Below are 23,728 nucleotides of genomic sequence, written 5' to 3' on the forward strand. Positions count from 1 at the left end.
AACGGGGACCGATGTCGAGCACCGAAGACAGACTGCGCCAGTACCTGAAGCGGGTGACGATCGACCTCGGGGAGGCCCAGGAGCGCCTGCGCATGATGGAAAGCCGGCAGGCCGAACCGGTGGCCGTGATCGGTATGGCGTGCCGGTTCCCCGGGGCGGTGGCGTCGCCGGAAGACCTGTGGGATGTCGTGGCCTCCGGGCGCGACGTCATCGGGGAGTTCCCGGCGGACCGGGGCTGGGACCTGGAAGCGCTGTACCATCCCGATCCCGAGCACCCGGGAACGTGTTACACCCGTGCGGGCGGTTTCCTCGACGGCGCCGACGAGTTCGACGCGGCGTTCTTCGGCATCAGCCCGCGCGAGGCGGCGGCGATGGAGCCGCAGCAGCGTCACCTGCTGGAGACTGCGTGGGAGGCATTGGAGCGCGCGGGCATCGACCCGTCGTCGCTGAACGGCACGCCGACCGGGGTCTTCGTCGGTGCGGGCCTGCCCGGCTTCGGCACCCCCCACACCGACGAGGAGGCCGAGGGCTACCTGCTCACCGGCAACGCTCTCAGCGTCCTGTCCGGCCGGATCGCCTACGCCCTCGGCCTCGAGGGCGCGGCGGTGACGGTGGACACGGCGTGCTCGTCCTCCCTGGTGGCGATCCACCTGGCGAGCCAGTCGCTGCGGCAGGGGGAGTCCTCCCTCGCGCTCGCGGGCGGCGTCACCGTGATGGCCACCCCGGGTGGCTTCACCGAGTTCTCGCGGCAGCGCGGGCTGGCGCCGGACGGCCGGTGCAAGTCCTTCGCGGCCGCCGCGGACGGTACGGCGTTCTCCGAGGGCGCGGGCCTGCTGGTGCTCGAACGGCTGTCGGACGCCCGGCGCAACGGGCACCAGGTATGGGCCGTGGTCCGCGGTTCGGCCGTCAACCAGGACGGGGCGAGCAACGGACTCACCGCCCCCAACGGCCCGTCCCAGCAGCGGGTGATCCGCGCGGCGCTGGCCGGCGCCGGCTTGTCGGCGTCCGAGGTGGACGCGGTCGAGGCGCACGGGACCGGCACGACGCTGGGCGACCCGATCGAGGCGGACGTGCTGCTGGCCACCTACGGACAGGGACGCCCCGAGGACCGGCCGCTGTGGCTCGGTTCGGTCAAGTCCAACATCGGGCATACCCAAGGCGCGGCGGGTGTCGCGGGTGTGATCAAGATGGTGATGGCGCTGCGGAACGGGCTGCTGCCCGCCACGCTGCACGTCGATGCGCCGAGCCCCCACGTGGACTGGTCCGCGGGCGACGTGCGGCTGCTGACCGAGCCGAGGAACTGGCCGGAGACGGGCCGTCCGCGCCGTGCCGGGGTCTCGGCGTTCGGCATGTCCGGCACGAACGCCCACCTGATCCTCGAGCAGGCGCCGGCGCCTGCGCCGGGCCCCGCGCCCGTGGCGATGCCGGTGGTTTCATGGACCTTGTCGGCCAGGTCGCCGGCGGCGTTGCGGGCGCAGGCGCGGCGGCTGGCCGACCGGGTTGCCGTCCAGCCCGGTCCGAATCCGGCGGACACGGGTTGGTCACTGCTCAAGACCCGGGCGGTCCTCGACCACCGCGCGGTCGCCGTCGGCGAGGACCTCCAGCCGATGGTCGAGGCCCTGCGGGCGCTCGCCGACGGCCAGCCGCACCCTGGCCTGGTCGCCCCCGGTGTCTCCGCGATCACCGGGCATCCCGGTCCGGTGCTCATCTTCCCCGGGCAGGGGGCGCAATGGATCGGGATGGGGGCGGAGCTGCTCGGCGCCTCCCCGGTGTTCGCCGCGCGAGCGGCCGAATGCGAGCGGGCGCTGGCGCCCTATGTGGACTGGTCGCTGACCGAGGTGCTGCGGGGCGGCGGGGACGCGCTGGCACGGGTGGATGTCGTACAGCCGGTGCTGTGGGCGGTGATGGTGTCGCTCGCCGCAGTGTGGGCCGAGTACGGTGTGCGGCCCGCCGCGGTGGTCGGGCACTCGCAGGGGGAGATCGCTGCCGCCTGCGTGGCGGGGGCCCTGACCCTCGACGACGCCGCCAAGACTGTGGCACTGCGCAGCCGGGCCCTGCGCCGGTTGTCGGGGCACGGCGCGATGGCGTCCATCGGCGCGGACGAGCACCGCACCGCGCAGCTCGTCGGCGAGTCGTCCGACGTGGCCGTCGCGGCGCTCAACGGCCCTTCGGCGACGGTGGTCACCGGTCTGCCCGGCCCGGTGGCGGCAACGGTGGCGGCCGCCCAGGAGCAGGGGTTGCGGGCCAGGATGATCGAGGTGGACTACGCCTCGCACGGCCCCCAGGTCGACCAGATCAGCGACGAGGTGGCCCAGGCGCTGGCCGGCATCGCCGCGGTCGGCGCCGAGGTGGTGTTCTACTCCGCGGTTACCGGCCGGCGGGAGGACGGCGCCGGGCTGGACGCCGGCTACTGGATGGCCAATCTGCGCCAACCGGTCCGCTTCTCCGCCGCCGTGCACGCCCTGCTCGCGGACGGATACCGGGTCTTCATCGAGGCCAGCCCCCACCCCATGCTGATCCAGGGGGTGGAGGAGTGCGCGGACCAGGCGGGCGTGCGGGTTGCCGCGCTGCCCACCCTGCGCCGCGATCACGGCGACCTCGCCCAGGTCGCCCGCGCCGTCGCTCAGGCGTTCACGGCTGGCGTGGACGTCGACTGGAGCCGTTGGTATCCCCTCGAGCCGGGGCCCCGGGTTGTCGACCTGCCGACCTACGCTTTTCAGCGGCAACGGTTCCCGCTGTCGGGCGGGCGCCGCGCCGCGGACCCGGTGGCCCTCGGTCTCACCGCTTCCGACCACCCGGTGCTCGTGGCCGCCGTCCAACCGGCCGGGACCGACCGCCGGCTGCTCACCGGGCGGATCTCGCGGCAGGTCTTCCCGTGGCTCGCGGACCACGAGGTCGCGGGGCACCCGCTGGTCCCAGGGGCGGCGCTGGTGGAGTGGGCGCTCCGCGCCGCCGACGAATCCGGCTGCGCGGCCGTCGAGGAGCTCGTCCTGCACGCCCCCACGATGCTGCCCCTGTCGGGTGGCCTCAGCGTCCAGGTGACGGTCGGCGAGCCCGACGACGACGGGCGGCGGGACGTCGACGTGTACTGCCGCGACGGCGACGGCGATTGGCTGCGCCAGGCGAGCGGGACCCTGGGCCAGGCCGTCGTCGGCCAGGCCGAGGTGGAGCCGGAGTCGCAGTGGCCGCCGCCGGGCGCGGAGCCGATCAGCCGCGAAGCGCTCTATGAGCGGGCCGCCGAGGCGGGATACCGATACGGGCCGGCGTTCCAGGGCGTCCACGCGCTCTGGCGCCGCGGCCACGACCTGTTCGCCGAGGTGCGGTTGCCGGAGGCCGCGGGCAGGACCCGCGGGTTCGGCGTGCACCCCGCCCTGCTCGACGCCGCGCTGCACCCCCTCTTGTTGCTGGCTGGGCCCGCCGACCGCGGACCCGCGCTGCCGTTCAGTTGGAACGACGTGTCGCTGCGGGCGGGCGCGGCGACCTCCGTCCGCGTGACGCTGTCCTCGCTCAAGAACAACCGGGCGTTCCGGCTGTCGGGAACCGACCCGGCCGGCGCCCCGGTCTTCGACGTGGGCCGGGTGACGGTGCGCCCGGCCGACACGCGGGACATGGCGGCCGTCAGCGGCTCCGCGCGCGGGCTGTTCGCCCTGGAATGGACGGCTGGCCAACCGGCGCGGCCGGGGCCGGGCCGCGACTGGCTGGACCTGGATGCCGCGACCGCCTCGCTCAATGCCGGCACGGCCGCCCCCTCGATCGTCGTCGCCCGGGTCGCCACGGCCGGTACCGGACGCGTCGACCCCGCTCGCGGACTCGAGGCGGCGGGGCAGGCCCTCGCCCTGCTACAGCGGTGGCTGGCCGACGACCGGCTCGCGGACGCCCGGCTGGTGGTCCTCACCGAAGGGGCAGTGGCGGTCGCCGACCCGGATCCGGCCGGCGCGGCGGTGTGGGGCCTGGTGCGCAGCGCGCAGGTCGAGCACCCTGGTCGTTTCCTGCTGATCGACAGCGAACCAGGCACCAGTGTCGAGGCGGCCGTCGGGCTGTGCGATCCCGCCGAGCCGCAGTTGGCGATCCGGCAAGGCGCGCCGCTGGTGCCCCGGCTCAGGCGGATCAAGCCGACCGCGGAGACCGGCTCATCCGTGGACCTCGACCCGGCGGGCACCGTTCTGATCGTGGGGGGAACTGGCGTCCTCGGCGGCGCCGTCGCCGAGCACCTCGTGCGCTCCCGCCGGGCCGGCCGTCTGCTGCTGGCGAGCCGGCAGGGCACCGACGCGCCCGCCGCGGCCGAGCTGGTGCCGCGGCTGACCGCCCTGGGCGCCGACGTCGAGGTCGCGGCGCTCGACGTCACCGACCCGGCCGCGGTCAGTGACCTGATCGGCGGCATCAGCCCCGCCCACCCGCTTACCGCGGTCATCCACGCCGCCGGCCAGCTCGATGACGGCGTGATCACGTCCTTGACACCGGCGAAGCTGGCCCGGACCTGGGCGGCGAAAGCGGCCGGGGCGGCCAACCTGCACGCGGCGACGGCGCACCTGCCGGTGCGCATGTTCGTGGTGTTCTCCTCCGCGGCCGCCCTGCTCGGCAGCCCCGGCCAGTCCGGCTACGCGGCGGCGAACGCCTTCTGCGACGCCTTGGCGGCCTGCCGCCGCGCCGCCGGCCCGCCCGCCTTGTCGCTGGCCTGGGGTCTCTGGGCCGACTCGAGCGGCATGACAGCGGCGCTCGACGGAACTGACCTGTCCCGCATGCGCCGCGGCGGTATCACCCCATTGAGCAGGGATCGGGCGCTCACCCTCTTCGAGGCCGCCGTCCGGTCGGACCGACCCTATGCGCTGGCGGCTGCCCTCGACCCCCGCCCCATCTCCGGCGACGTACCGGCGGTCCTGCGGGGTCTGGCCGGGCCGGGGCGGCCGGTGGCGGCGGCCGACGCGGCACCGGCCGACCATCTCGTGCGGCTGGCCCCGGATCGGCGTCGCGACGTGCTGACCGAGCTGGTCCGGACCAGGGTGGCAGCGGTACTCGGGCACGCCTCGCCGGACGGGATCGGCGCGGAGGCGACCTTCAAGGAGCTCGGCCTGGACTCGCTCACGGCGGTGGAACTGCGCAACCACCTGGCCGGCGCGACCGGCCTGCGCCTGCCCGCGACACTGGTCTTCGACCACCCGACGCCGCAGGCCCTCGGCGCGCACCTGGCCTCCCGGTTCGAGCGGCGCGGTGGGGCGGCGACCCCGGCGCGGACGACCGCCCGACCGGACGAGCCGGTGGCGATCATCTCCATGGCGTGCCGCTATCCCGGCGGCGTAGCGTCGCCGGAGGACCTGTGGCGGCTCGTCTCGGCGGCCGAAGACGCGATCGGAGCGTTCCCCGCCGACCGCGGCTGGGATCTCGGCGGCCTCTATCACCCCGACCCCGACCACCCGCGCACCACCTATGTCCGTCATGGCGGGTTCCTCGAGGAGCCCATGGACTTCGACGCCGGGTTCTTCGGCGTCAGCCCACGGGAAGCGCTGGCCACCGATCCACAGCAGCGGCTGCTGCTCGAGGTCGCCTGGGAGTTGTTGGAGCGGGCACGCATCGTCCCGGCCACGCTCAAGGGCACGCCGACGGGCGTGTACACGGGCGTGATGTATCACGACTACGGCGGCGGCGCGGCCAACCGCGATGCCCGCCTGGAAGGTTACGGGTGGTTGGCCGGCTCGGGAAGCATGCTCTCCGGCCGCACCGCGTTCACCTTCGGCTTCGAGGGTCCGGCGGTGACGGTGGACACCGCGTGCTCGTCCTCGCTGGTGGCGATCCACCTGGCGGGCCAGGCCCTCCGGCAGGGCGAGTGTGACCTCGCACTGGCGGGTGGCGTGACGGTGATGGCGACGCCCGACGCGTTCGTCGACTTCGCCCGGCAGCGCGGCCTGGCCGGCGACGGGCGGTGCAAGGCGTTCGCGGCGACCGCCGACGGCACCAGCCTGTCCGAGGGAGCCGGCCTGGTGCTCCTGGAACGGCTGTCCGACGCGCGGCGCCACGGCCACGAGGTGCTGGCGGTGATCCGGGGGTCGGCGGTCAACCAGGACGGCGCGAGCAACGGGCTGACCGCGCCCAACGGCGTGGCCCAGGAGCGCGTGATCCGGGCCGCGCTGGCGACGGCTGGGATACGCGCCGCCGACGTGGACGTCGTCGAGGCGCACGGCACCGGGACCACCCTCGGTGATCCCATCGAGGCGGGGGCACTGCTGGCGGCGTACGGCGAAGACCGGCCCACCGACCGCCCGCTGTGGCTGGGATCGATCAAGTCCAACCTCGGCCACACGCAAGCGGCCGCCGGCGTCGCCGGAGTGATCAAGATGGTGACGGCCATGCGGAACGGGATCCTCCCGCCCACGCTGCACGCGGACGAACCGTCACCACACGTCGACTGGTCGTCCGGAGCACTGCGCCTGCTGACCCGACCGGAGCCGTGGACCGGCGCGGGTCGTCCTCGGCGCGCCGGCATCTCCTCCTTCGGTGCGTCCGGGACGAACGCGCACCTCATCGTGGAAGCGGCTGCGGCGGAACCGATCGTGCCGGTCGGCGAGCCGGTCGGTGAGCCCGTCGGCGCGGTCCCGTGGGTGGTGTCGGCGCGGACCGAACCCGCGCTGCGCGCACAGCTACGGCGGCTGCGCGAGTTCGCCGCCGCCGATGCCACGCTTTCGCCCCTCGACGTGGGCTGGTCGCTGTGCACGACGCGGCAGTCGTTCGAACGTCGCGTCGCGGTCATGGGCCGGTCACGGGAGGAACTGCTGACCGAGCTGGAAGCTGCTGTACCGGCGGCGCCGGTCGCGGACGGACAGGTGTGGCTGTTCAGCGGTCAGGGCAGCCAGCGCATGGGGATGGGCACGGGGCTCTACGAGCGGTTCCCCGTGTTCGCCGCGGCGTTCGACGAGGTGTGCGGCCTGCTCGACCCGTACCTGGAACAGGGTCTGGCCGCTGTCGTCCGCGCCGGGCCCATCGACCACACCACCTTTGCGCAGAGCGGGCTTTTCGCGTTCCAGGTCGCACTGGCACGGCTGCTCGCCGCCATGGGCCTGGCCCCGCGCGCGGTCGTCGGCCACTCCGTCGGCGAGATCGCGGCCGCGCACGTCGCCGGTGTGCTCGACCTCCCCGATGCCTGCCGGCTGGTGGCCGCTCGCGCCACCTTGATGGGAAGGCTGCCGGCGGGCGGTGCGATGGTCGCGATCCAGGCGGACCCGGCCGAACTGGCCGACACCCTGCCGGAGACGGTGAGCATCGCGGCGCTCAACACCCCCGGTAGCACGGTCGTATCGGGCCCCGAGGACTTGGTGGCCCGGGTAGCGGAGCACTGGGCAGCCCATGGACGCAAGACGAGGCGGCTGGTGGTCAGCCACGCCTTCCACTCGGTGCTGATGGAGCCGATGCTGGCTGATTTCGCCGCCGCCATCGACGGCCTCACCTTCCGTGCGCCCGCCATACCGTTCGTCAGCACGCTGACCGGACAGACGGCTGACGCGCTGATCACGACGCCCGGCTACTGGGTGCGGCAGGTTCGCGAGCCCGTCCGCTTCCACGCCGCCGTCAGACACGCCGCGGCCGGCCGCACCTCCGGCCGGGCCGATGTCTTCCTCGAGATCGGTCCCGCTCCCATGCTGGCAACCGCCGCGCGGCACATCCTCGACGATGTGCCGACCGTGGCCGCGCTCGACCCCGGCCAGCCGGACGACCTCGCGTTCGGCAAGGCCCTCGCACTGCTGCACGGTGCCGGCATCTCCGTCGACTGGACCGCGTGGTTCCCGGCCGATCCCGCGCCCCGCTCCGTCGACCTGCCCACCTATGCCTTCCAGCACCGACGGTTCTGGCTGGACGGCAACGCCTCGCACGGCGTGGACACCGTGGTGGAACGGGCGGACGGCGGCCATCTCCTCAGCGGCGCGATCACCGCGGCGAGCGGCGGCTGGCCGGCCGAGCATGTCATCGGTGGCGTGACCCTGCTGCCGGGCACGGCGCTGCTCGGGTGGGCGCTGCGCGCGGCGGACGAGACTGGCAGCACCCGGGTGGAAGAGCTGAACCTGGAGGCGCCCCTGCTCCTTCCGCCGTCGGGTGCGCTGCCGGTGCAAGTGGTGGTCTCGCCGCCGGATGACGCCCTCCGACGGGAACTGCACATCTATTCGCGGCAGGACGACGAGTGGCTGCGCCACGCTTCCGGCACGCTGACCGCCGAGCCGGTTCCCAGCAGTGCGCCCGCCGGTGGCCAGTGGCCGCCGGCCGACGCGGTACCGCTGGACGTGTCCGGCCTGTACGCGGATGCCGCCGCGGCCGGATACGCGTACGGGCCGTCGTTTCAGGGGCTTCGCGCCGCCTGGAGGCACGGCGATGACCTGCTGGCCGAGGTGGTGCTGCCCGAGACCGCGGGCGAAGCGCCCGGCCACCAGTTGCACCCGGCGTTGCTGGACGCGGCGCTGCACCCGCTGCTCGTCGACCAACGGCAAAGCGGCGAGCTGTGGCTGCCGTTCTCGTGGAACGGCGTGACGCTGCACGCGGTCGACGCGACCGCGGTCCGCGTCCGGCTGTCGGGCAACGGCGCGCGGGTGCGGCTCACGATCGCTGACACCGGCGGCGCGCCGGTACTGACGGCCGACTCGGTTCACCTGCGCCGGGCCGACCCCGAACGCTTCCGGGGTGCCGTGCCCGGCCTGTTCGTCGTGGAGTGGGTGCCGGTTTCGGATCCGGTTGGGGTTGGTGTTGATGATGTGGTGGTGGTTGAGGTGGGGGTGGTGGGTGAGGCGTTGGGGGTGGTGCGGGGTTGGTTGGGGGGTTCGGATGGTCGGGGGTTGGTGTTGGTGACTCGTGGGGCGGTGGGTGGGGTTCCGGATCCGGATGGGGCGGCGGTGTGGGGTTTGGTGCGGTGTGCGCAGTTGGAGCATCCGGGTCGGTTTTGGTTGGTGGATTTGGAGGTGGGGGTTGATGTTGGTGTGGTGGCGGGGTGTGTGGTGGAGCCGCAGGTGGTGGTGCGTGGTGGTCGGGTGTTGGTGCCGCGTCTGGTGCGTGGTGGTGGGTGTGGGGAGTTGGTGGGTGGGGTGGGGGAGCGGGCGTGGCGGTTGGGGGTGGGGGGTGGTGGGTCGTTGGAGGATGTGTTGGTGGTGGGTTGTCCGGAGGTGTTGGGGCCGTTGGGGAGTGGGGAGGTGCGGATTGATGTGCGGGCGGCTGGTGTGAATTTTCGGGATGTGTTGGTTGGTTTGGGTGTGGTGTCGGGGGTTGGTGGGATTGGTGGTGAGGGTGCTGGGGTGGTGGTTGAGGTTGGGTCGGGGGTTTCGGGGTTGGTGGTTGGTGATCGGGTGATGGGGTTGTTTGGTGGGGCGTTTGGTCCGGTGGTGGTGGCGGATGCGCGGTCGGTGGTTGTGGTGCCGGAGGGTTGGGGTTTTCGGGAGGCTGCGGGTGTTGTGGTGGCGTTTTTGACGGCGTGGTATGGGTTGGTGGAGTTGGCGGGTGTGCGGGCGGGGGAGTCGGTGTTGGTGCATGCGGCGACGGGTGGTGTGGGTCGGGCGGCGGTGCAGGTGGCGCGGTTGTTGGGGGCGACGGTGTTTGCTACGGCGAGTCCTGGTAAGCAGGGGTTGTTGGTGGAGATGGGGTTTGATGAGGCGCATCGTGCGTCGTCGCGGGATGTGGGGTTTGCGGCGAAGTTCGGTTCGGTGGATGTGGTGTTGAATTGTTTGGCGGGGGAGTTGACGGATGCGTCGTTGGGGTTGTTGGGGGATGGTGGGCGGTTTGTGGAGTTGGGGAAGACGGATATTCGTGTTGATCCGGGGGTGTGGTATCGGGCGTTTGATTTGATGGGTGATGTGGCGCCGGAGCGGGTTGCGTCGATGTTGGGGTTGTTGCGGGAGTTGTTTGTTGCTGGGCGGTTGCGGGCGTTGCCTGTGCAGGCGTGGCCGTTGGGGCGGGTGCGTGAGGTGTTGCGGTTGATGAGTCAGGCTCGGCATGTGGGGAAGGTGGTGTTGGATGTTCCGGCGGTGTTTGATCCTGAGGGTACGGTGTTGATTACGGGTGGTACTGGTGTGTTGGGTGGGTTGGTGGCTGGGCATGTGGTTGAGGTGTGGGGGGCGCGGCATGTGGTGTTGGTGAGTCGTCGTGGTTTGGGGGCGCCGGGTGCTGTGGAGTTGGTGGGTCGGTTGGGGGGTCGGGTGCGGGTGGTGGCGGCGGATGTGGGTGATGTGGGTGCGGTGCGTGCTGTGGTGGCGGGGGTTGATCCGGGGCATCCGTTGACGGGTGTGGTTCATGCGGCTGGTGTTGTTGATGATGGTTTGGTTGCGGGGTTGACGGCGGAGCGGTTGGCTGCGGTGTGGCGGCCGAAGGTGGATGGTGTGGTGGCGTTGCATGCGGCGACGGTGGGACAGCGGTTGAGCTTCTTCACGGTGTTCTCCTCCGCGGCCGCCACCTCGGGCAGCCCCGGGCAGGCCAACTACGCCGCCGCCAACGCCTACTGCGACGCCCTGATGGTCCGGCGCCGCGCGGCCGGTTTGCCGGGTCAGTCCATCGGGTGGGGGTTGTGGCAGTCGGTCAGCGGCATCACCGGCGGGCTGAGTGACACCGACCGCCACCGGATGCGCACGAGCGGGATGACCCCGCTGAGCGACGAGCAGGGGTTGGCCCTGTTCGACGCCGCAATCAGCCACGGCGCGGCGCACCTGGTCGCGGCCGACCTCGACCTGGCCGCGTTGGCGGTCACGCCCGCCGAGGCCGTGCCCGAGTTGCTGCGGGAGCTCGCTACCGGCAATGTCCGCCGACCGGCCACCGCAACCGCGCAAACGCGGCCGGGAGACCTTGCGGCGCAACTCGCCGGCATGGACGCGGCGGAGCGGCAGAGCGCCCTGCTCGACGTCGTCCGCACCCAGGCCGCCACCGTCTTGGGGCACGCCGACCTCGACGCGGTACGCCCCGAGACCAACTTCAAGGACATGGGTTTCGACTCGCTCACCGCGGTCGAGCTCCGCAACCGGCTCTCGGCGGTAACCGGCCTGCGCCTTCCCGCGGCCATGGTGTTCGACTACCCGGACCCCGTGGCCCTGGCCGGTCACCTCGACAGCCGGCTGTCCCCTGAGATCCCGGCGACGCCGGCGGCCGTCGCCTTCGACTCGGTCCTCGAGGAACTGGCCAAACTCGAAGGCATGTTGACCGCGCTCCCCGGTCATGGCCTGGACCCGAGAGCGGTCGAAGCCCGGCTCGAGGCTCTGCTGGGAAGCTGGAAGGCGGCCCACCGTCACCAGGACGGTGGCAACGTCGCCGAGCGGCTGGAAACGGCAAACGCCGATCAGGTGCTCGAGTTCATCGACAGCGAACTGGGGGTCGCAAGGCCGGAGTGACCTCGGCCCCGCGCCCTACTCCAGGTTGGCGATCGCCAGCTCATCCGGGCGCAACGGAGCCTGGAGGAGCTCCGGCAGCTCCTTGGCCTGCTGCATCAGCAGCAGGAAGCGGCTCGCACCGAGTTCGACCTGGGAGACGCTCATGCTGGCCACATCCGTCGCCACATCGGACACCGCCTGTGAACGTATCGACTTGCGGGCGATGAGCTCCGCGAACTGGTGTGTGTAGGACACTTCCTGGTTGAGCCTCGGGTCGGTGGATTCGTTGCGGCAGCCGACGTACTCCAGGTCCTTGGAGGTCGCCATGATCCAGGGGTCGTCGACGACCGCACTGATGGCCTGCTGCGTCCGGTGCGCCGCGCCGGGACCGAGATCGCCCTCGGTGAGCCACTTGTCCAACACCACCGCGCCACGGGCGGCGGCGCTCATCCCGTGCCCGTGGATCGGGTTGAATGCCGCAAGCGAGTCGCCGACGATGATCAGGCCGTCGGGCCACCGGTTGAGCCGCTCGGGATACAGCCGCCGGTTGGCCCCGATGTGTGAGACGAAAACGTCGGTCAGGGGTTCGACCGAGCCGATGAGCCGGGCGAGGAGCGGATCGGGGAGCGACTGCGCACAGGGCAGGAAGCTTTCGCTGCGGGTCGGCAGTTTCCCGCCGCGGGTGCACGAGAGGGTCGCCATCCAGCGGCCGCCTTCCTGCGGGAAGAGCACGCCGAAGCGGCCTGGCTGGCCCGTCCGGTGATCGGCGGCGACGTTGACCGCGGGAAACCCGCCGGTCGCGCCGGGGGGCGCCACGAACTCCCTTGTGGAGTAGGCGATCCCCGCGTCGACGATGTCCACCTCGACGGGCGGCAGGCCGAGCGCCGACAACCATCGTCGCAGGCCCGATCGCCGCCCGGTGGCGTCGACCACCAGGTCCGCCTCGAGGGTCTCCCGCGTGCCGTTCTCGAGGCTGTACACCTCGACGCCGGAAACCCTGACGCTGTCGCCGACCAGAGCGACGGCCTCCGTCCGCTGCCGCAGCCGGATCCGATCGCTGGTCAGGACCCGGTCGCGGACCACCCGGTCGAGCAGCGGGCGGCCGCACATGATGGCGAACTGCCGTGCCGGAAAGCGGTGTTGCCACCCATGAGCGGTCAGCGTCACCACGTCTTTCTGGAAGCCGACCCGGCGTCCGCCCGCGCCCAGTACCCGGTCGATCACGCCCGGCAGCAGACCTTCGACAAGGCGGGCGCCGCCCGACCAGAGCACATGGACGTGGCGCCCCTGCGGCAGACCCTTGCGATGCGCGGGATGGTCGGGCAGCGTGTCGCGCTCCACCACCGTGACGGAGTCGAGATGACGGGCGAGTACGTGCGCAACTAGCATGCCGGTCCAGCTCGCGCCGAGCACAATGCCGTGTCGGGGTGCTCCGGTCACGTTTGGCGTCCCTCCGCGTCGTGCAGTGACAGGTCCTTGGCAATGAGGTGGACGACTTCGTGGCCGCGGTCGATCAGGTAGAAATGACCGCCCGGGAGCACCCGCAGGTCGAAGGACGCGGTGCTGTGCCGGTGCCAGGCCTTTGCCTCGTCAACGGTCACCCTGGAGTCCTCCCCGCCGATGACGGCGGTGATCGGGGCCCGCAGCGGCCGCGTGTCACTGGGCCGATAGGTTTCGATCGCCCGATAGTCGTTCTTGATCGCGGGCAAGATCATCTCCAGCGCTTCGGGATCCGCGAGCAGACCCGAGTTCGTCCCGCTGAGCTGCCTCAGCTCTGCGATCAGGGCCTGATCGGTCTGCTGGTGCAGCGTTTCCTCCCGGTGGCACGACGGCGCCCGCCGACCCGAGACGTACAGCCGGGCCAGCGGGGCGGCGCCGGCGTCTTCCAGGCGCACCGCCACCTCATAGGCGAGTATCGCTCCCATGCTGTGCCCGAAGAAGGCCAGCGACCGGTCGGCCAGTGGGCGTACCACATGGAAAATGGCGTCCGCCAGCTCCTGAATGCTGGCGGCGCCGGGCTCGGTACGGCGATCCTGGCGTCCCGGATATTGGATGGCCGCGACGTTGATGGCCGGCGTCAATGCCGCCGACACCGGGAAGTAAAAGCTGGCGGAGCCGCCGGCGTGCGGAAAGCAGATGAGCTGCATCCTGCTTCCCGGTGCCGGATGGTAACGGCGGATCCACAGGTCCGGGTCCGAGGCCATACGGATATTGATGCGACCGTACGGTAAGGCGAGGCTAAAGTGGCAGCTCAGGCCGTGCGTATCGCCCGGCTGCGGCAGCCGGTTGATGATCGTTTGGATTTGTGTGGATCAAACGACCGGTGGCCGGGCCACCGCGGGCCGCACGCTGCGGTGCAACGCCGAAACCAATTCAATAAGTTTGGGAAGTTCTCCAGGATGCTGAACACGGTGTCGTCCCGGCGTCAAGATTCTTATAGACGCTGATTGATCCTGTGGAATGCACGACGTAGGCTGCCTGTACTGAAGTCCTCTCCAAGTGACTACACACGACAGTTGCGACTTGGTTCGTCATTGATCGATCATCTCGGGACACGGCAGATAAGGGCCGCTTCGCGGCTGTACTGGGGGCGAGACTGCCATGGTTTTGGTCGAACGTGATCAAGAACACGCCCGCCTTCTGCGGATGTTCGCCGACTGCCAGCAGGGCCGGCCCGGCATCGTCTGGCTGGAGGGACCGGTCGGCACCGGCCGGTCGGCACTGCTCGCGTCCTTCCTCGACTGTGCCGTGGAGGCTGGCGCCGCCGTGCTTCGCGGCGACGGGATGCCGCCAGAGCAACAGACTCCGCTGGGCGTGCTGCGTCAACTGTTTCGCGACGCCCCGCTGCCGCCGGAAACCGCCTCCATGGTCGCGTGCACGCTCGAGGATGCGGCGCTCGCGGCCTACGTGTCCGGCATCGAGTCCGACTCCGGGCGCTTGATAAGCCGGCGGGTGCTACAGCGCCTCGACGACGTCATCCTCGGCCTGGCCACGCAGCTACCGGTGGTCGTCTGTGTCGACGACGTGCAGGACGCCGACGCCGCGTCCCTGCGGTTCCTGCTGCACCTGGCCCGCCGGGCCAGGGCCGCACGGCTGCTCGTGATCGTCGCCGAGCGGCAGGGGCCGCAGCCGGCCCACATGGCGTTCCGGGTCGAGCTACAGCGGGAGCCGTACTGTCGCCGCCTGCGCGCCGCCGCACTGAGCCGCGCCGGCGTCGAGCAGGTGCTGCGCGATCGCCTGCCCGAGGCGGCCCACGACCTCGACGCTTGCGTCGAAGCCACGGGCGGCAACCCGCTGTTGCTGCACGGCTGGATGGAGGACAGGCGCCACGCCGACGGTCCCGGGGAGCACTACGGCTCGGCGATGCTGAGCTGCCTCTACCGCTCCCAGTTCATCGTCCAGCAGGTGCTGCGGGTCATGGCGATACTCGGAGAGTTCGGCGAGGCCGGCGTGGTTGCCCGGTTTCTGGAGGCCGAGCCCGACTACGTGGCGCGGATCATCCGTGGGCTCGAGGCCGCCGGCCTGCTCGACGGCGGGAGGTTCCGCCATCCCGCCGCGGAGGCGGCCGTCTACCGGGCCATCTCCCGGGAAAGCCTGCTCGACCTGCACACCCGCGCCGCCCAACTGTTGTACGAAGACGGCGCCGACGCGGTCATCGTGGCCGATCACCTCTACGCCTCCGGCATTCGCGTGGACGCCCCATGGGTGGTCGCCGTGCTTCGGCAGGCGGCCGAGGTGGCCTCGCACGACGGCGAGGTGCAACGCGCCGTCGAATACCTCAAGCTGGCCTACCGGACAACCGACGACGAGACCGAACGGATGACGATCCGGGCCACCATCGCCTACGTGGGATGGCGGGTCAATCCGTCCATCGCCGCACGCCACCTCCCCGAGCTGGTGGCCGCGGTCCGCCACGGCACGCTCCGCGGCCCGGCCGTGTTCGTTCCGATCTGGTGTTCGATGTGGTTCGGCCGCGGCGACGACGCCACCAGCCTGCTCGTGAAGCTGATCGCCGAGGGCCCGGTCGAGCCGGAGACCGACGCCGAGATCTGGCGGGCCAGTCGCTGGCTGGCCACCTGGTATCCGGCCATGGCGCGCCGGCTGCCTCCGGCACCGTCCGCCGTTCCCGCCAAGGTCGCCGCGCCGATGGTGACCCACCACCCGGCCGAGGCGATGCTGGTGCTGGACAACGTGACCGAACGGCAGAAGGACGACCTGATCAACGCCGCGGTCCGCGTGCTGCGCACGCCGGGCGTCGACGATCGTACGGTCAGCTCGCTCGTGTCGTCGTTGACCGCCCTGCTCAGCACCGGTCGCCTGGAACTGGCCGCCGCGGGCTGCGACGACCTGTTCGGCCGGCTCGCCGGCTGCAATGCGCCGACCTGGCAGGCCGTGCTGACGGCGATCCGGGCCGAAATCTCCTACCGGACGGGCGACCTGAGCGCCGCCGCGCGACACGCGGCGATGGCGCTGCGCATCATGCCACCCGAGAGTTGGGGCATCGTGGTCGGCGCGCCCCGCGCCGCCGCAATCAACGTGGCCGTGGCGATCGGCGACTACGAGGTCGCGGCCGACCAGCTCAACCAGCCGGTGCCGCCCGCCATGTTCCACACCCCCTACGGCGTCAACTACCTGATCGCCCGCGGTCGCTACCGGGTGGCCACTGGCGCCTGCCGGGCCGCCATCGAGGACTTCAGCATCTGCGGCGACATGCTGGACTCCTGGGGCCTCGACGTGGCCGCCGTCGCGCAATGGCGCACCGATGCCGGCTGGGCCCACCTGCGGCTCGGTGAGGTGCAGCGGGCCCGGAAGCTCGCCTCCGAGCAACTGGCCCGAGCGAGCGATCACCCGTACGTGCGCGGTTATGCCTTGCGCCTGCTGGCCGCGACGAGCGAGCTCGCGCGGCGTCCGCCGCTGCTGTACGAGGCCATCGAGCAGTTGCAGGACGCCGGCGACCGGCTCGGCCTCGCGCACGCCATCTCGGAGCTCAGCCGCGCCCAGCAGGATCTCGGCCGGTCGAGCCAGGCCCGGGTGCTGCTCCGCCGGGCCTCGACGGTGGCCCGGGAGTGCAACGCCGAGCAGTTATACCGCAGCCTTCACCCCGGCGCCGACGAACTGGAACCGCCCGGGCCGCAGGCCGACAACCAGCGCCTGGCCGCGCTCAGCGGCGCGGAACGCAAGGTGGCGGCGCTGGCGGCGCGTGGGCACACCAACCGGCAGATCGCGCGCAAGCTCTGCATCACCCTCAGCACGGTCGAGCAGCACTTGACGCGCATCTACCGCAAGGTCGAGGTTTCCCGCCGGTCCGACCTTATACCGCTGCTGCAACAGGAGATTTTGCGATCGGCCTGATCGAGGGTGCTGGCCCGACCGTGTCGAGCGCGGGGAACTCAGATCAGATCTTCGTGTTCGCGGTTATCCGGTCCAAGACCAGGCGGCCCATGCGGTGCATGACCGGATTCGAGTCGACGTAATACCAGATCGCGCCGAGGCATTGTTCGAAGGACCACGCCTTGCTGCGTTCCCATTCCAGGTCGTCGCAGTTCAGCTCCTCACGGAAAACCGCCCGGGAATCGTCGTCCAGCAGATACCAGCCGGCCATGGCGTCCAGCGCGGGATCGGCCGGCGCGAAACTGCCGGTGTCCAGCACGCCCGTCAACCGGCCGTCGGCGACGAGAACGTTGAGCGGCTGCAGGTCGCCGTGCGACATGACGTCCACTGACGTGCGGGGCAGGTCGCGGAAGTGATCCCACAGGCGGCGCAGGTACGGGACGTCGAGCAGATCCACACTCTTCTCGAAGCATTCCTCGACCCACTCGTCGTGATCGCGGATATCGCCACCGCGGTTGTCGCCCTGGAAGATCCGGCCCTGGGTGTCGGTGGCCCGCAGCGCGCTGATCAGCCCGGCGAGGTCGTGGGCGAAGGCCGCGGACCCCTCGAACTCGATCGGGGCGATCGTCCCCGGCAGCCAGGTCTGCACCGCCCACGGCAGCGGATATCCCTCCCCGGGCTCGCCGATCGCGATCGGCCTGGGCGCCGGAACCGGGCTGTGCTCGGCGAATCGCCGGGAGGCATCGGCCTCGCGCTCCAGGACCGTGCGGGCCGCGTCGACCGTCCGCCCCCGCAGCAGGAACCGGGCCGCCGCCTCGTCCCCGATCCGGAAGATCGCGTTCACGGTCCCGTCCGACGCGATCCGCCGGACCGGCGCGCCCGCCCAGTCGGGGAACTGGTCGGCGATCAACGCCCGGACGACATCCTCGCGAACGTCGATCTCATCATCGTGCATGGCCATGGGTGGTGAATTCCGATCGTGGTAGCCCTGACGGCACTGGTCGGTTGGTTCCATGAGGAACGCGCGTCAGTCAATCACACCGTCCGCCCCCCGCGCGGACGGTGCCGCGACGATGAATTCCCGCTGCATCGCCCCGGGGAAGCGCAGCATCGGACCCATGTGCTGCACTTCGCCCATGGCCCCGACCAGACTGAGCTGGGAGGAATAGCTGAAGATGGCTTGCCGCTTGCGCTGCCACGTCCGGTCGTCGATCCGCCGTCCGGGCCGGGGCTCGACGCCGAGTCGCGAGCGTAGCTCCCGGTACGCATGATCGTTCCGGTCGAGCGCCACGCTCAGCTCCTCCTCCGTCGCGTCGCGCCAGTCCGGAACGAGCGCCGCGGCGTACGGCAGGTCGGCGTAGAACCAGGGCGGACGCCGGTCCAGCCGGTCCAGCGCGTCGAGCGCCGCGTCACGAACGGCGGCGTGGTCCGGTTGGTTGACGCCGATCGGCAGGAGCACCCGGGTGTTCGGATCAAGCCCGGCGAAAAGTTCGTCCAGCCCGGCGAGGGGTCCGTCCGGTCGGTACGGGTTGTCGGGATTCGGCAGCAGCACCTGATCGGCACCGAGCAGTTCGCAGGCGCGGCGGTCCTCCTCGCGCCGGGTGGCGAATGCCTCGGCCGCGGTGGTGAAGCCGCACTCGGCGTCCCACTCCGACACCTTGTCGCCGGGAGCGGGGGCTTGGCCGTGCACCGTAGCGATCGCCTTGGGGGCGCCGACGCCGAGCAGGAAACCGCCGAGGGAGAGCACGACATCATCGAAATGCGTCGATACAGCGACGACACTCCACAATGGGTAGTGCGGCGGCGTCCCGGCACCGGTCATCTGTGGCGGCTCCCCTTGTGCCAGGACCATACGCTGGTGCCAAGACCTTATCCGGGCGATCGCATCCAGTAAAGTCTATCGTTACGATAGCCGGGTGATCGCGTCCGCGGGCTGGGCAAGGTCGCGGCCGACATCACCGGAAGGCCAGGTGGAGATGAAGCTCGCAGTGGTCGGCGGGGGATCGACGTATACGCCGGAGCTGATCGACGGCATCGACGAGCTCGACGTCACCGAGGTGACGCTGATCGACCCCGATCCGGACCGCCGGCGTATCGTCGGCGGTTTCGCGCAGCGCCTGACCACCGCGCACGTCGTCACCACCGACGATCTCGCCGCGGGTGTGGAAGACGCGGACATGGTGGTCGTCCAGCTACGGGTGGGCGGCTGGCGTGCGCGCCATGACGACGAGACGTTCCCCTTGGAGTGCGGCTGCGTCGGACAGGAGACGACCGGGGCCGGCGGCCTGGCCAAGGCACTGCGCACCGTGCCGGTCGTTCTGAACATCGCCCGGGTCGTCCGGGAACGTGCGCCGCGCGCCTGGATCGTCAACTTCACCAACCCGGTCGGCATCGTCACCCGGGCGTTGCTCGACGAGGGGCATCGGGCCGTCGGACTCTGCAACGTCGCCATCTCGAAGATCCGATGGTTCGCCGAGGAACTGGACGTGGACCCCGACCGGCTGCGGCTCGACTACGTCGGGCTCAACCATCTCTCCTGGGTGCGGCAGGTGTTCCTGGACGGCGAGGACGTCCTGCCCGATGTGCTCGCGCGGCATTCCCGCACGCTCGCCGACGACATGGGCATCCCGGAGTGGGTGCTGCGCGACCTCGGCAGTGTTCCCTCGTCGTACCTGAAATACTTCTACAGCCACGACGCCGAGGTCGCCGCGCAGCGCGGCGACACCGAGACGCGGGCCCAGATCGTCGCCCGCACCGAGGCGAAATTGCTGGACCTCTACGCGGACCCGGCGCTCACCAGCAAGCCCGCGTTGCTCAGCGAGCGCGGAGGTGCCTACTACTCGCACGCCGCCGTCGACGTGATGGCGGGCCTGCTGGGCCGCTCGACGAAGGAACAGGTCGTCGACGTCCGCAACGACGGCCTCTTCCCGTTCCTCCCACCCGAGTCGATCATCGAGGTGCCGGTGACCGTCAGCCCCGACGGAGCCGTGGCCTGCCCTCTCCCGCGGCCGGTCGAGCCGGTGTACGCCGGTCTCATCGCGCACATGGCGGCGTACGAGGAACTGGCCGTGCGGGCCGCGATGCTGGGCGGCGTCGAACGGGTGCGTACGGCGATGCTGGCGCACCCGACGATCGGCCAGGCGGAGGCGGCCCACCGGCTGGCCGACCTGCTGGTGTCAAGAAACCGTGACCGCCTCGACTGGCTCTGAGCGGCAACGCTCAGGACAGCAGCCGGCACAGCTCGGAATGCAGGTGTGGTCCCCCTGCCAGCACTCCTCGGCCGTAGTCGGTGACGCGGCCGCCGGCCTCCTCGACGATGAGCCGCCCGGCCGCCCAATCCCAGCGCGACAGCTCGTCCTCGAAACACGCGTCCAGGCGGCCGGCCGCCGTCCAGCACAGGTCGATGACGGTGCTGCCGGTGGACCGGATGTCCGCGACCAGGGGTGCTACACGGGCCACAGTGGCCGCTTGCCTCCGCCGATCCGAGGCCGCATATCCGAATCCCGTTCCTACCAGCGCCTCTGCGGCGTGGACCGGATTCGTGACGGCGATCGGTATGTCGTCGAGACGGCTGCCCATGCCACGGCCGGCGCTGTACCGCTCCTCGCGGGTCACGTCGTGGACGACGCCGGCCACCGCCTGCCAGCGGCCCTCGACATGTGTCTCACACGCGACGCTGACGGCGAAGTTCGGTAGTCCGTGCCGGAAGTTCACCGTGCCGTCCAACGGGTCGACCACCCAGCGCACCCCGTTACGTGCCTCGATCCCGTCGCCGTCCTCGCTCACCAGGCCGTCGAGCGGCCGTCGCCGAGTCAGCCGGCGCCGGATGGCGTCGTCGCTCGCCACGTCGGCCGCGGTCACGTAGTCGGTCGGCGAGGACTTGACCCGGAGGCTCCGCCGGTTCCGTATCGCGCATATCGCCTCGCACGCTCCGGCCGCCAACTCGATGCCGAACGCGACCAGTGTCTCGACGTCGCTTCGCTGCATCCGCGGCTCACTCATGCGCCGACCTCACGCACCGACCTCGACGACCGACGGGGCCAGGCGGCGGGCGGTCGCCATCACCTTCTCCCGGTACCGGCCGGACAGGTCCCGGACCGTGGGCAGGACCCGGCACTCCGTGACCGACGCGTCGTCGAACGGTACGGCCATACCGACCAAAGGCAGAACCTCGACGTCGGTGGCCGACACGGCGGCTCGCCGCACGTCGGGGTCGACGATGCGATGAGCGCTGTCGAGCGGCACGCCCAGGAAGGCCACGGCGGCGCCCTCGACGGTGACCCGGACCGTTCCCAGCAGGTCGGCGCCGCCCGGCAACGCTGATCGCAACTCGGCGAGGAAATCGAGGTACAGGTCGTTGGCCTCGAAATCGCTGAAGGCCGCCGCCAACTCGACGTCCGGGCCCGGCCACTTCCGCAGGAACTGCCGGTAGGACGCGGCCTCGGTGACGAAGTTGGCCGCGGTGTCCCGGACATGCGGAAGGTGGAGGGCGTAGACGTCCTTGCGGAGGACGATCGGCGCACGGGTGGCGGCGATCCGGTAGCCCCACTCGATGTCGTCGACCCCCCATCCCACGAACGACTCGTCGAAGTACAGGTCGTGTTCGCGTACCAGAACTGTGGGCAGCGCGATGAGGCCGGTCCAGGCGAAGCTCCACGGAATGACGTGGTCGGTCGTGAACCTCGGGTCGAGAGGCTGGTCCGTGGTGGACCGCATCTCCTCAAGCCGCTTCTGCCAGATCTCGAACGGCTCGGATTCGACGTGCCGGACGTCGCCGTCGTAGTTGTTGCCGTATCCCAGCACCTGGCCGACGATGCAGGCGTTCTGCCCGAAGGCGAAGTGCCGTTCGTACAGGCGCTCCAAAGCGTCCGGCGGCAGCAGCGTGTCGGCGTCCATGTTGACGGTCACGGCACCGCTCGCCTGGCGCATGGCCATGTTGCGGGCGCGCGGGATTTCGAACCGCTCGTGCGTCATGACGGTCACGAGATTGAGATGGCGAGCCGCTTTGTCGCAGGCCACGACGAAATCCTCGTCGTACTTCGTGGTGCCGATGACGACCTCGAACTCCGCCGGGTCCATGGTCTGGTTGAGCAGACCTTGCAGGGCGAGTTTCAGATTGTCCAGACGTCGCTCGTACGGGATGATCAGGCTGAGCTTGGGTTTCCGCATCCGGGTCTCCTCCGAACCGCTGTCATCGGGCCTGGCGAAGTGTCCTGCGTAGCCAGGACGCGCGGGCACTCTCGGCGGCCTGCGACACGGCCGCGCCGGGTACCCATTGGTCGAAGCTGTGGAACGCTCCGGCCCATACGTGCAGTTCGGTGGGCACCCCGGCCCGGGACAGCTCCATCGCATAGATCATGGCCTCGTCCCGCAGCGACTCCACCCCGCCGACGTCGATGAACGCGGGCGGCAGCCCGGCCAGGTCGGTGGCCCGTGCGGGGGCCGTGTAGCCGGACACCTCGGCACCACCTCGGCGATCACCCAGGAGCGCAGTCCACCCGGTCCGGTTGGAGGCGGTGTTCCAGAGCCCGACGTTCTCCATCTGCGTGGCCGACACGGTGTCACACCGGTCGTCGAGCATCGGGCACTGCAGCATCTGACCGATGAGCCGGACCCGCCCGCGGTCGCGGGCGAGCAGCGCGATCCCGGCGGCCAGGCCACCGCCGGCGCTGTTGCCGCTGACCACGATCCGCCCGGAGTCCAGGCCGAGCGTGTCGCCGTGCTCGGCGATGTACTCCAGGGCGGCATAGCAGTCCTCGAGCGGGATCGGATCGGGGTGCTCCGGCGCCAGCCGATACTCGACGGCGACCACAGCCATCCCCAGCTCCTGTGCCCGGCGCAGTTCGCCGTCGAGATCGGCGCACCGGGCATCGCCGGCCACCATGCCGCCGCCGTGGATGTTGTAGATCACCGGCGATGGGCCCGGAGCTGCGGCCGGACGGCAGATCAGGAGCCGCACCTCGGGGCTCCCGCCGAAGCCGGCGACGGTGCGCCATTCGACGGTGAACGCTCCGCCGCGTCTGATGTCGTCGTCCGACAACCCGCTTCGCTCGGTGCCGGCCCGCCGGTCGGCGATCGTCTCGAAGCTCAGCGGCGGCAGCTCGGCGAGGATGTCGCGGAGCGGCCCGTCAAGTTCCGGATCGAACGGCGGCGGACTTCCCAGGATCATGCCGGCCCGGACTTCGACGACGGATGGCGCAGGTGCAGGCTCCGGAACATGGAGCGGCGCTGGTCCGGACCGTCCCGGTAGGCGTCGCGTGCGTGGGAGATCCGGGTGTTGTCCATGACGATGGCTTCCCCCGGCGCGAGGTCGAACCGCCGGATGTACGGGCTGCCCTCCTGGCGGGCCTTGTCGAGAAAGTCGAGCCCGCGCCCGATGGGTTCCGGGTCGCTGCCGTCCGGCACGGCCCAGCTATCCGTCGCGTCCACGCAGTACCGGCACACCAGACGTCCGTCGAGCACGGTGAAGACAGGACTCTCGTTGATCTCGGTCGAGCCGTTGAACGTCGCCCGGCGTACCAGTACGCCGCGCCGGGTCAGGGCCAGGGCGGCCTCCGGGTCGGCCGCCAGCAACTCGGCGAACGCGGCGTACGAGTTGAAGACGGTGCTGGTCCCGCCGTCCACGCCGTGCGACTGGCAGAGCAGGATCGCCGACTTCACCACACCGATGTCCTGGAGGGTTCCGTCGCAGTGCAAGTCCTGCCCGACCGTCGTCTGGAAGTGCGGATGGCTGGGCTCGGACGTGTCCGTGCGGGCCGGGGCGCTGATGTGCGACACCGCCGGTGAGGTGTATCCGCCCCGCTTGTACAGCGGCGGGATGAAGGGCTCACCGAGGTCCAGTGCCGAGGCGAGGCTTTCGACCGCCTGTTCGGTCCATGGCCCGTCGACGAAACGCAGGCGGGCAAACCCGTTGCTCCGGTAGCGGGCGACGAGGTCCGCGACCGCGGCGTCCGGGATGTGACCGGCGTCAGGGATCGCCACCGGGTCGGGCGGGATCGAGTCGAAGGAGACGGCGTCCGCGTCCACGGCGTGCCGGAGATCGTCGGGTGCGGGCATCGCGGCCATGCGGCAGTCCTCTC

The 23,728-nt window shown here is 70.9% G+C and carries 10 protein-coding genes and 1 pseudogene; 3 read left to right on the forward strand and 8 right to left on the reverse strand.

The window, feature by feature from the left end:
- Positions 1-11: 11 nt before the first annotated feature.
- Positions 12-10,997: pseudogene (locus Drose_RS14415) on the forward strand (SDR family NAD(P)-dependent oxidoreductase); the annotation flags it as partial.
- 357 nt (positions 10,998-11,354) lie between these two features.
- On the opposite strand, the gene Drose_RS14420 reads toward Drose_RS14415, so the two are convergent.
- Positions 11,355-12,707, reverse strand: a complete 1,353-nt coding sequence (locus tag Drose_RS14420) for an NAD(P)/FAD-dependent oxidoreductase (protein WP_260728700.1) — start codon at positions 12,705-12,707, stop codon at positions 11,355-11,357.
- A 47-nt stretch (positions 12,708-12,754) separates the two neighbouring features.
- Positions 12,755-13,522, reverse strand: coding sequence for a thioesterase II family protein (locus Drose_RS14425; RefSeq protein WP_260728701.1), 768 nt, complete (start codon positions 13,520-13,522; stop codon positions 12,755-12,757).
- Between the two features lie 397 nt (positions 13,523-13,919).
- Here Drose_RS14425 and Drose_RS14430 point away from each other — a divergent pair, with 397 nt between their 5' ends.
- Positions 13,920-16,670 (forward strand): helix-turn-helix transcriptional regulator, encoded by a 2,751-nt coding sequence (locus Drose_RS14430; protein WP_260728702.1) that lies wholly within the window; start codon positions 13,920-13,922, stop codon positions 16,668-16,670.
- A 43-nt stretch (positions 16,671-16,713) separates the two neighbouring features.
- Here the strand turns inward: Drose_RS14430 and Drose_RS14435 are convergent, their stop codons facing one another.
- Positions 16,714-17,604: an aminoglycoside phosphotransferase family protein gene (locus Drose_RS14435; RefSeq protein WP_260728703.1), complete on the reverse strand. Its 891-nt coding sequence runs from the start codon at positions 17,602-17,604 to the stop codon at positions 16,714-16,716.
- A 72-nt stretch (positions 17,605-17,676) separates the two neighbouring features.
- The gene (locus Drose_RS14440) at positions 17,677-18,471 is read right to left on the reverse strand and encodes a PIG-L family deacetylase (RefSeq protein ID WP_260728704.1); all 795 of its coding nucleotides are present in this window, start codon (positions 18,469-18,471) and stop codon (positions 17,677-17,679) included.
- 154 nt (positions 18,472-18,625) lie between these two features.
- On the opposite strand from Drose_RS14440, the gene Drose_RS14445 reads away from it, so the two are divergent.
- Positions 18,626-19,858, forward strand: a complete 1,233-nt coding sequence (locus tag Drose_RS14445) for a family 4 glycosyl hydrolase (RefSeq protein ID WP_260728705.1) — start codon at positions 18,626-18,628, stop codon at positions 19,856-19,858.
- 10 nt (positions 19,859-19,868) lie between these two features.
- Here Drose_RS14445 and Drose_RS14450 read toward each other — a convergent pair whose 3' ends face one another.
- Genes Drose_RS14450 through Drose_RS14465 form a run of 4 tightly spaced genes read right to left on the reverse strand, consistent with a single transcriptional unit; the run spans position 19,869 to position 23,714 of the window.
- Complete coding sequence (locus Drose_RS14450; protein WP_260728706.1) at positions 19,869-20,651, reverse strand: inositol monophosphatase family protein; 783 nt, start codon at positions 20,649-20,651, stop codon at positions 19,869-19,871.
- A gap of 9 nt (positions 20,652-20,660) precedes the next feature.
- A complete protein-coding gene (locus tag Drose_RS14455) occupies positions 20,661-21,818 on the reverse strand; it encodes a glycosyltransferase (RefSeq protein WP_260728707.1) in 1,158 nt (385 codons plus the stop codon).
- 22 nt (positions 21,819-21,840) lie between these two features.
- The gene (locus Drose_RS14460) at positions 21,841-22,818 is read right to left on the reverse strand and encodes an alpha/beta hydrolase (RefSeq protein ID WP_260728708.1); all 978 of its coding nucleotides are present in this window, start codon (positions 22,816-22,818) and stop codon (positions 21,841-21,843) included.
- On the reverse strand, positions 22,815-23,714 hold the full coding sequence (locus tag Drose_RS14465) for a TauD/TfdA family dioxygenase (protein ID WP_260728709.1): 900 nt from the start codon (positions 23,712-23,714) through the stop codon (positions 22,815-22,817). Before Drose_RS14465 ends, Drose_RS14460 begins: the two co-directional genes overlap by 4 nt.
- Between the last annotated feature and the right edge of the window lie 14 nt (positions 23,715-23,728).

The organism is Dactylosporangium roseum (assembly GCF_025264685.1).
Taxonomy (GTDB): domain Bacteria; phylum Actinomycetota; class Actinomycetes; order Mycobacteriales; family Micromonosporaceae; genus Dactylosporangium; species Dactylosporangium roseum.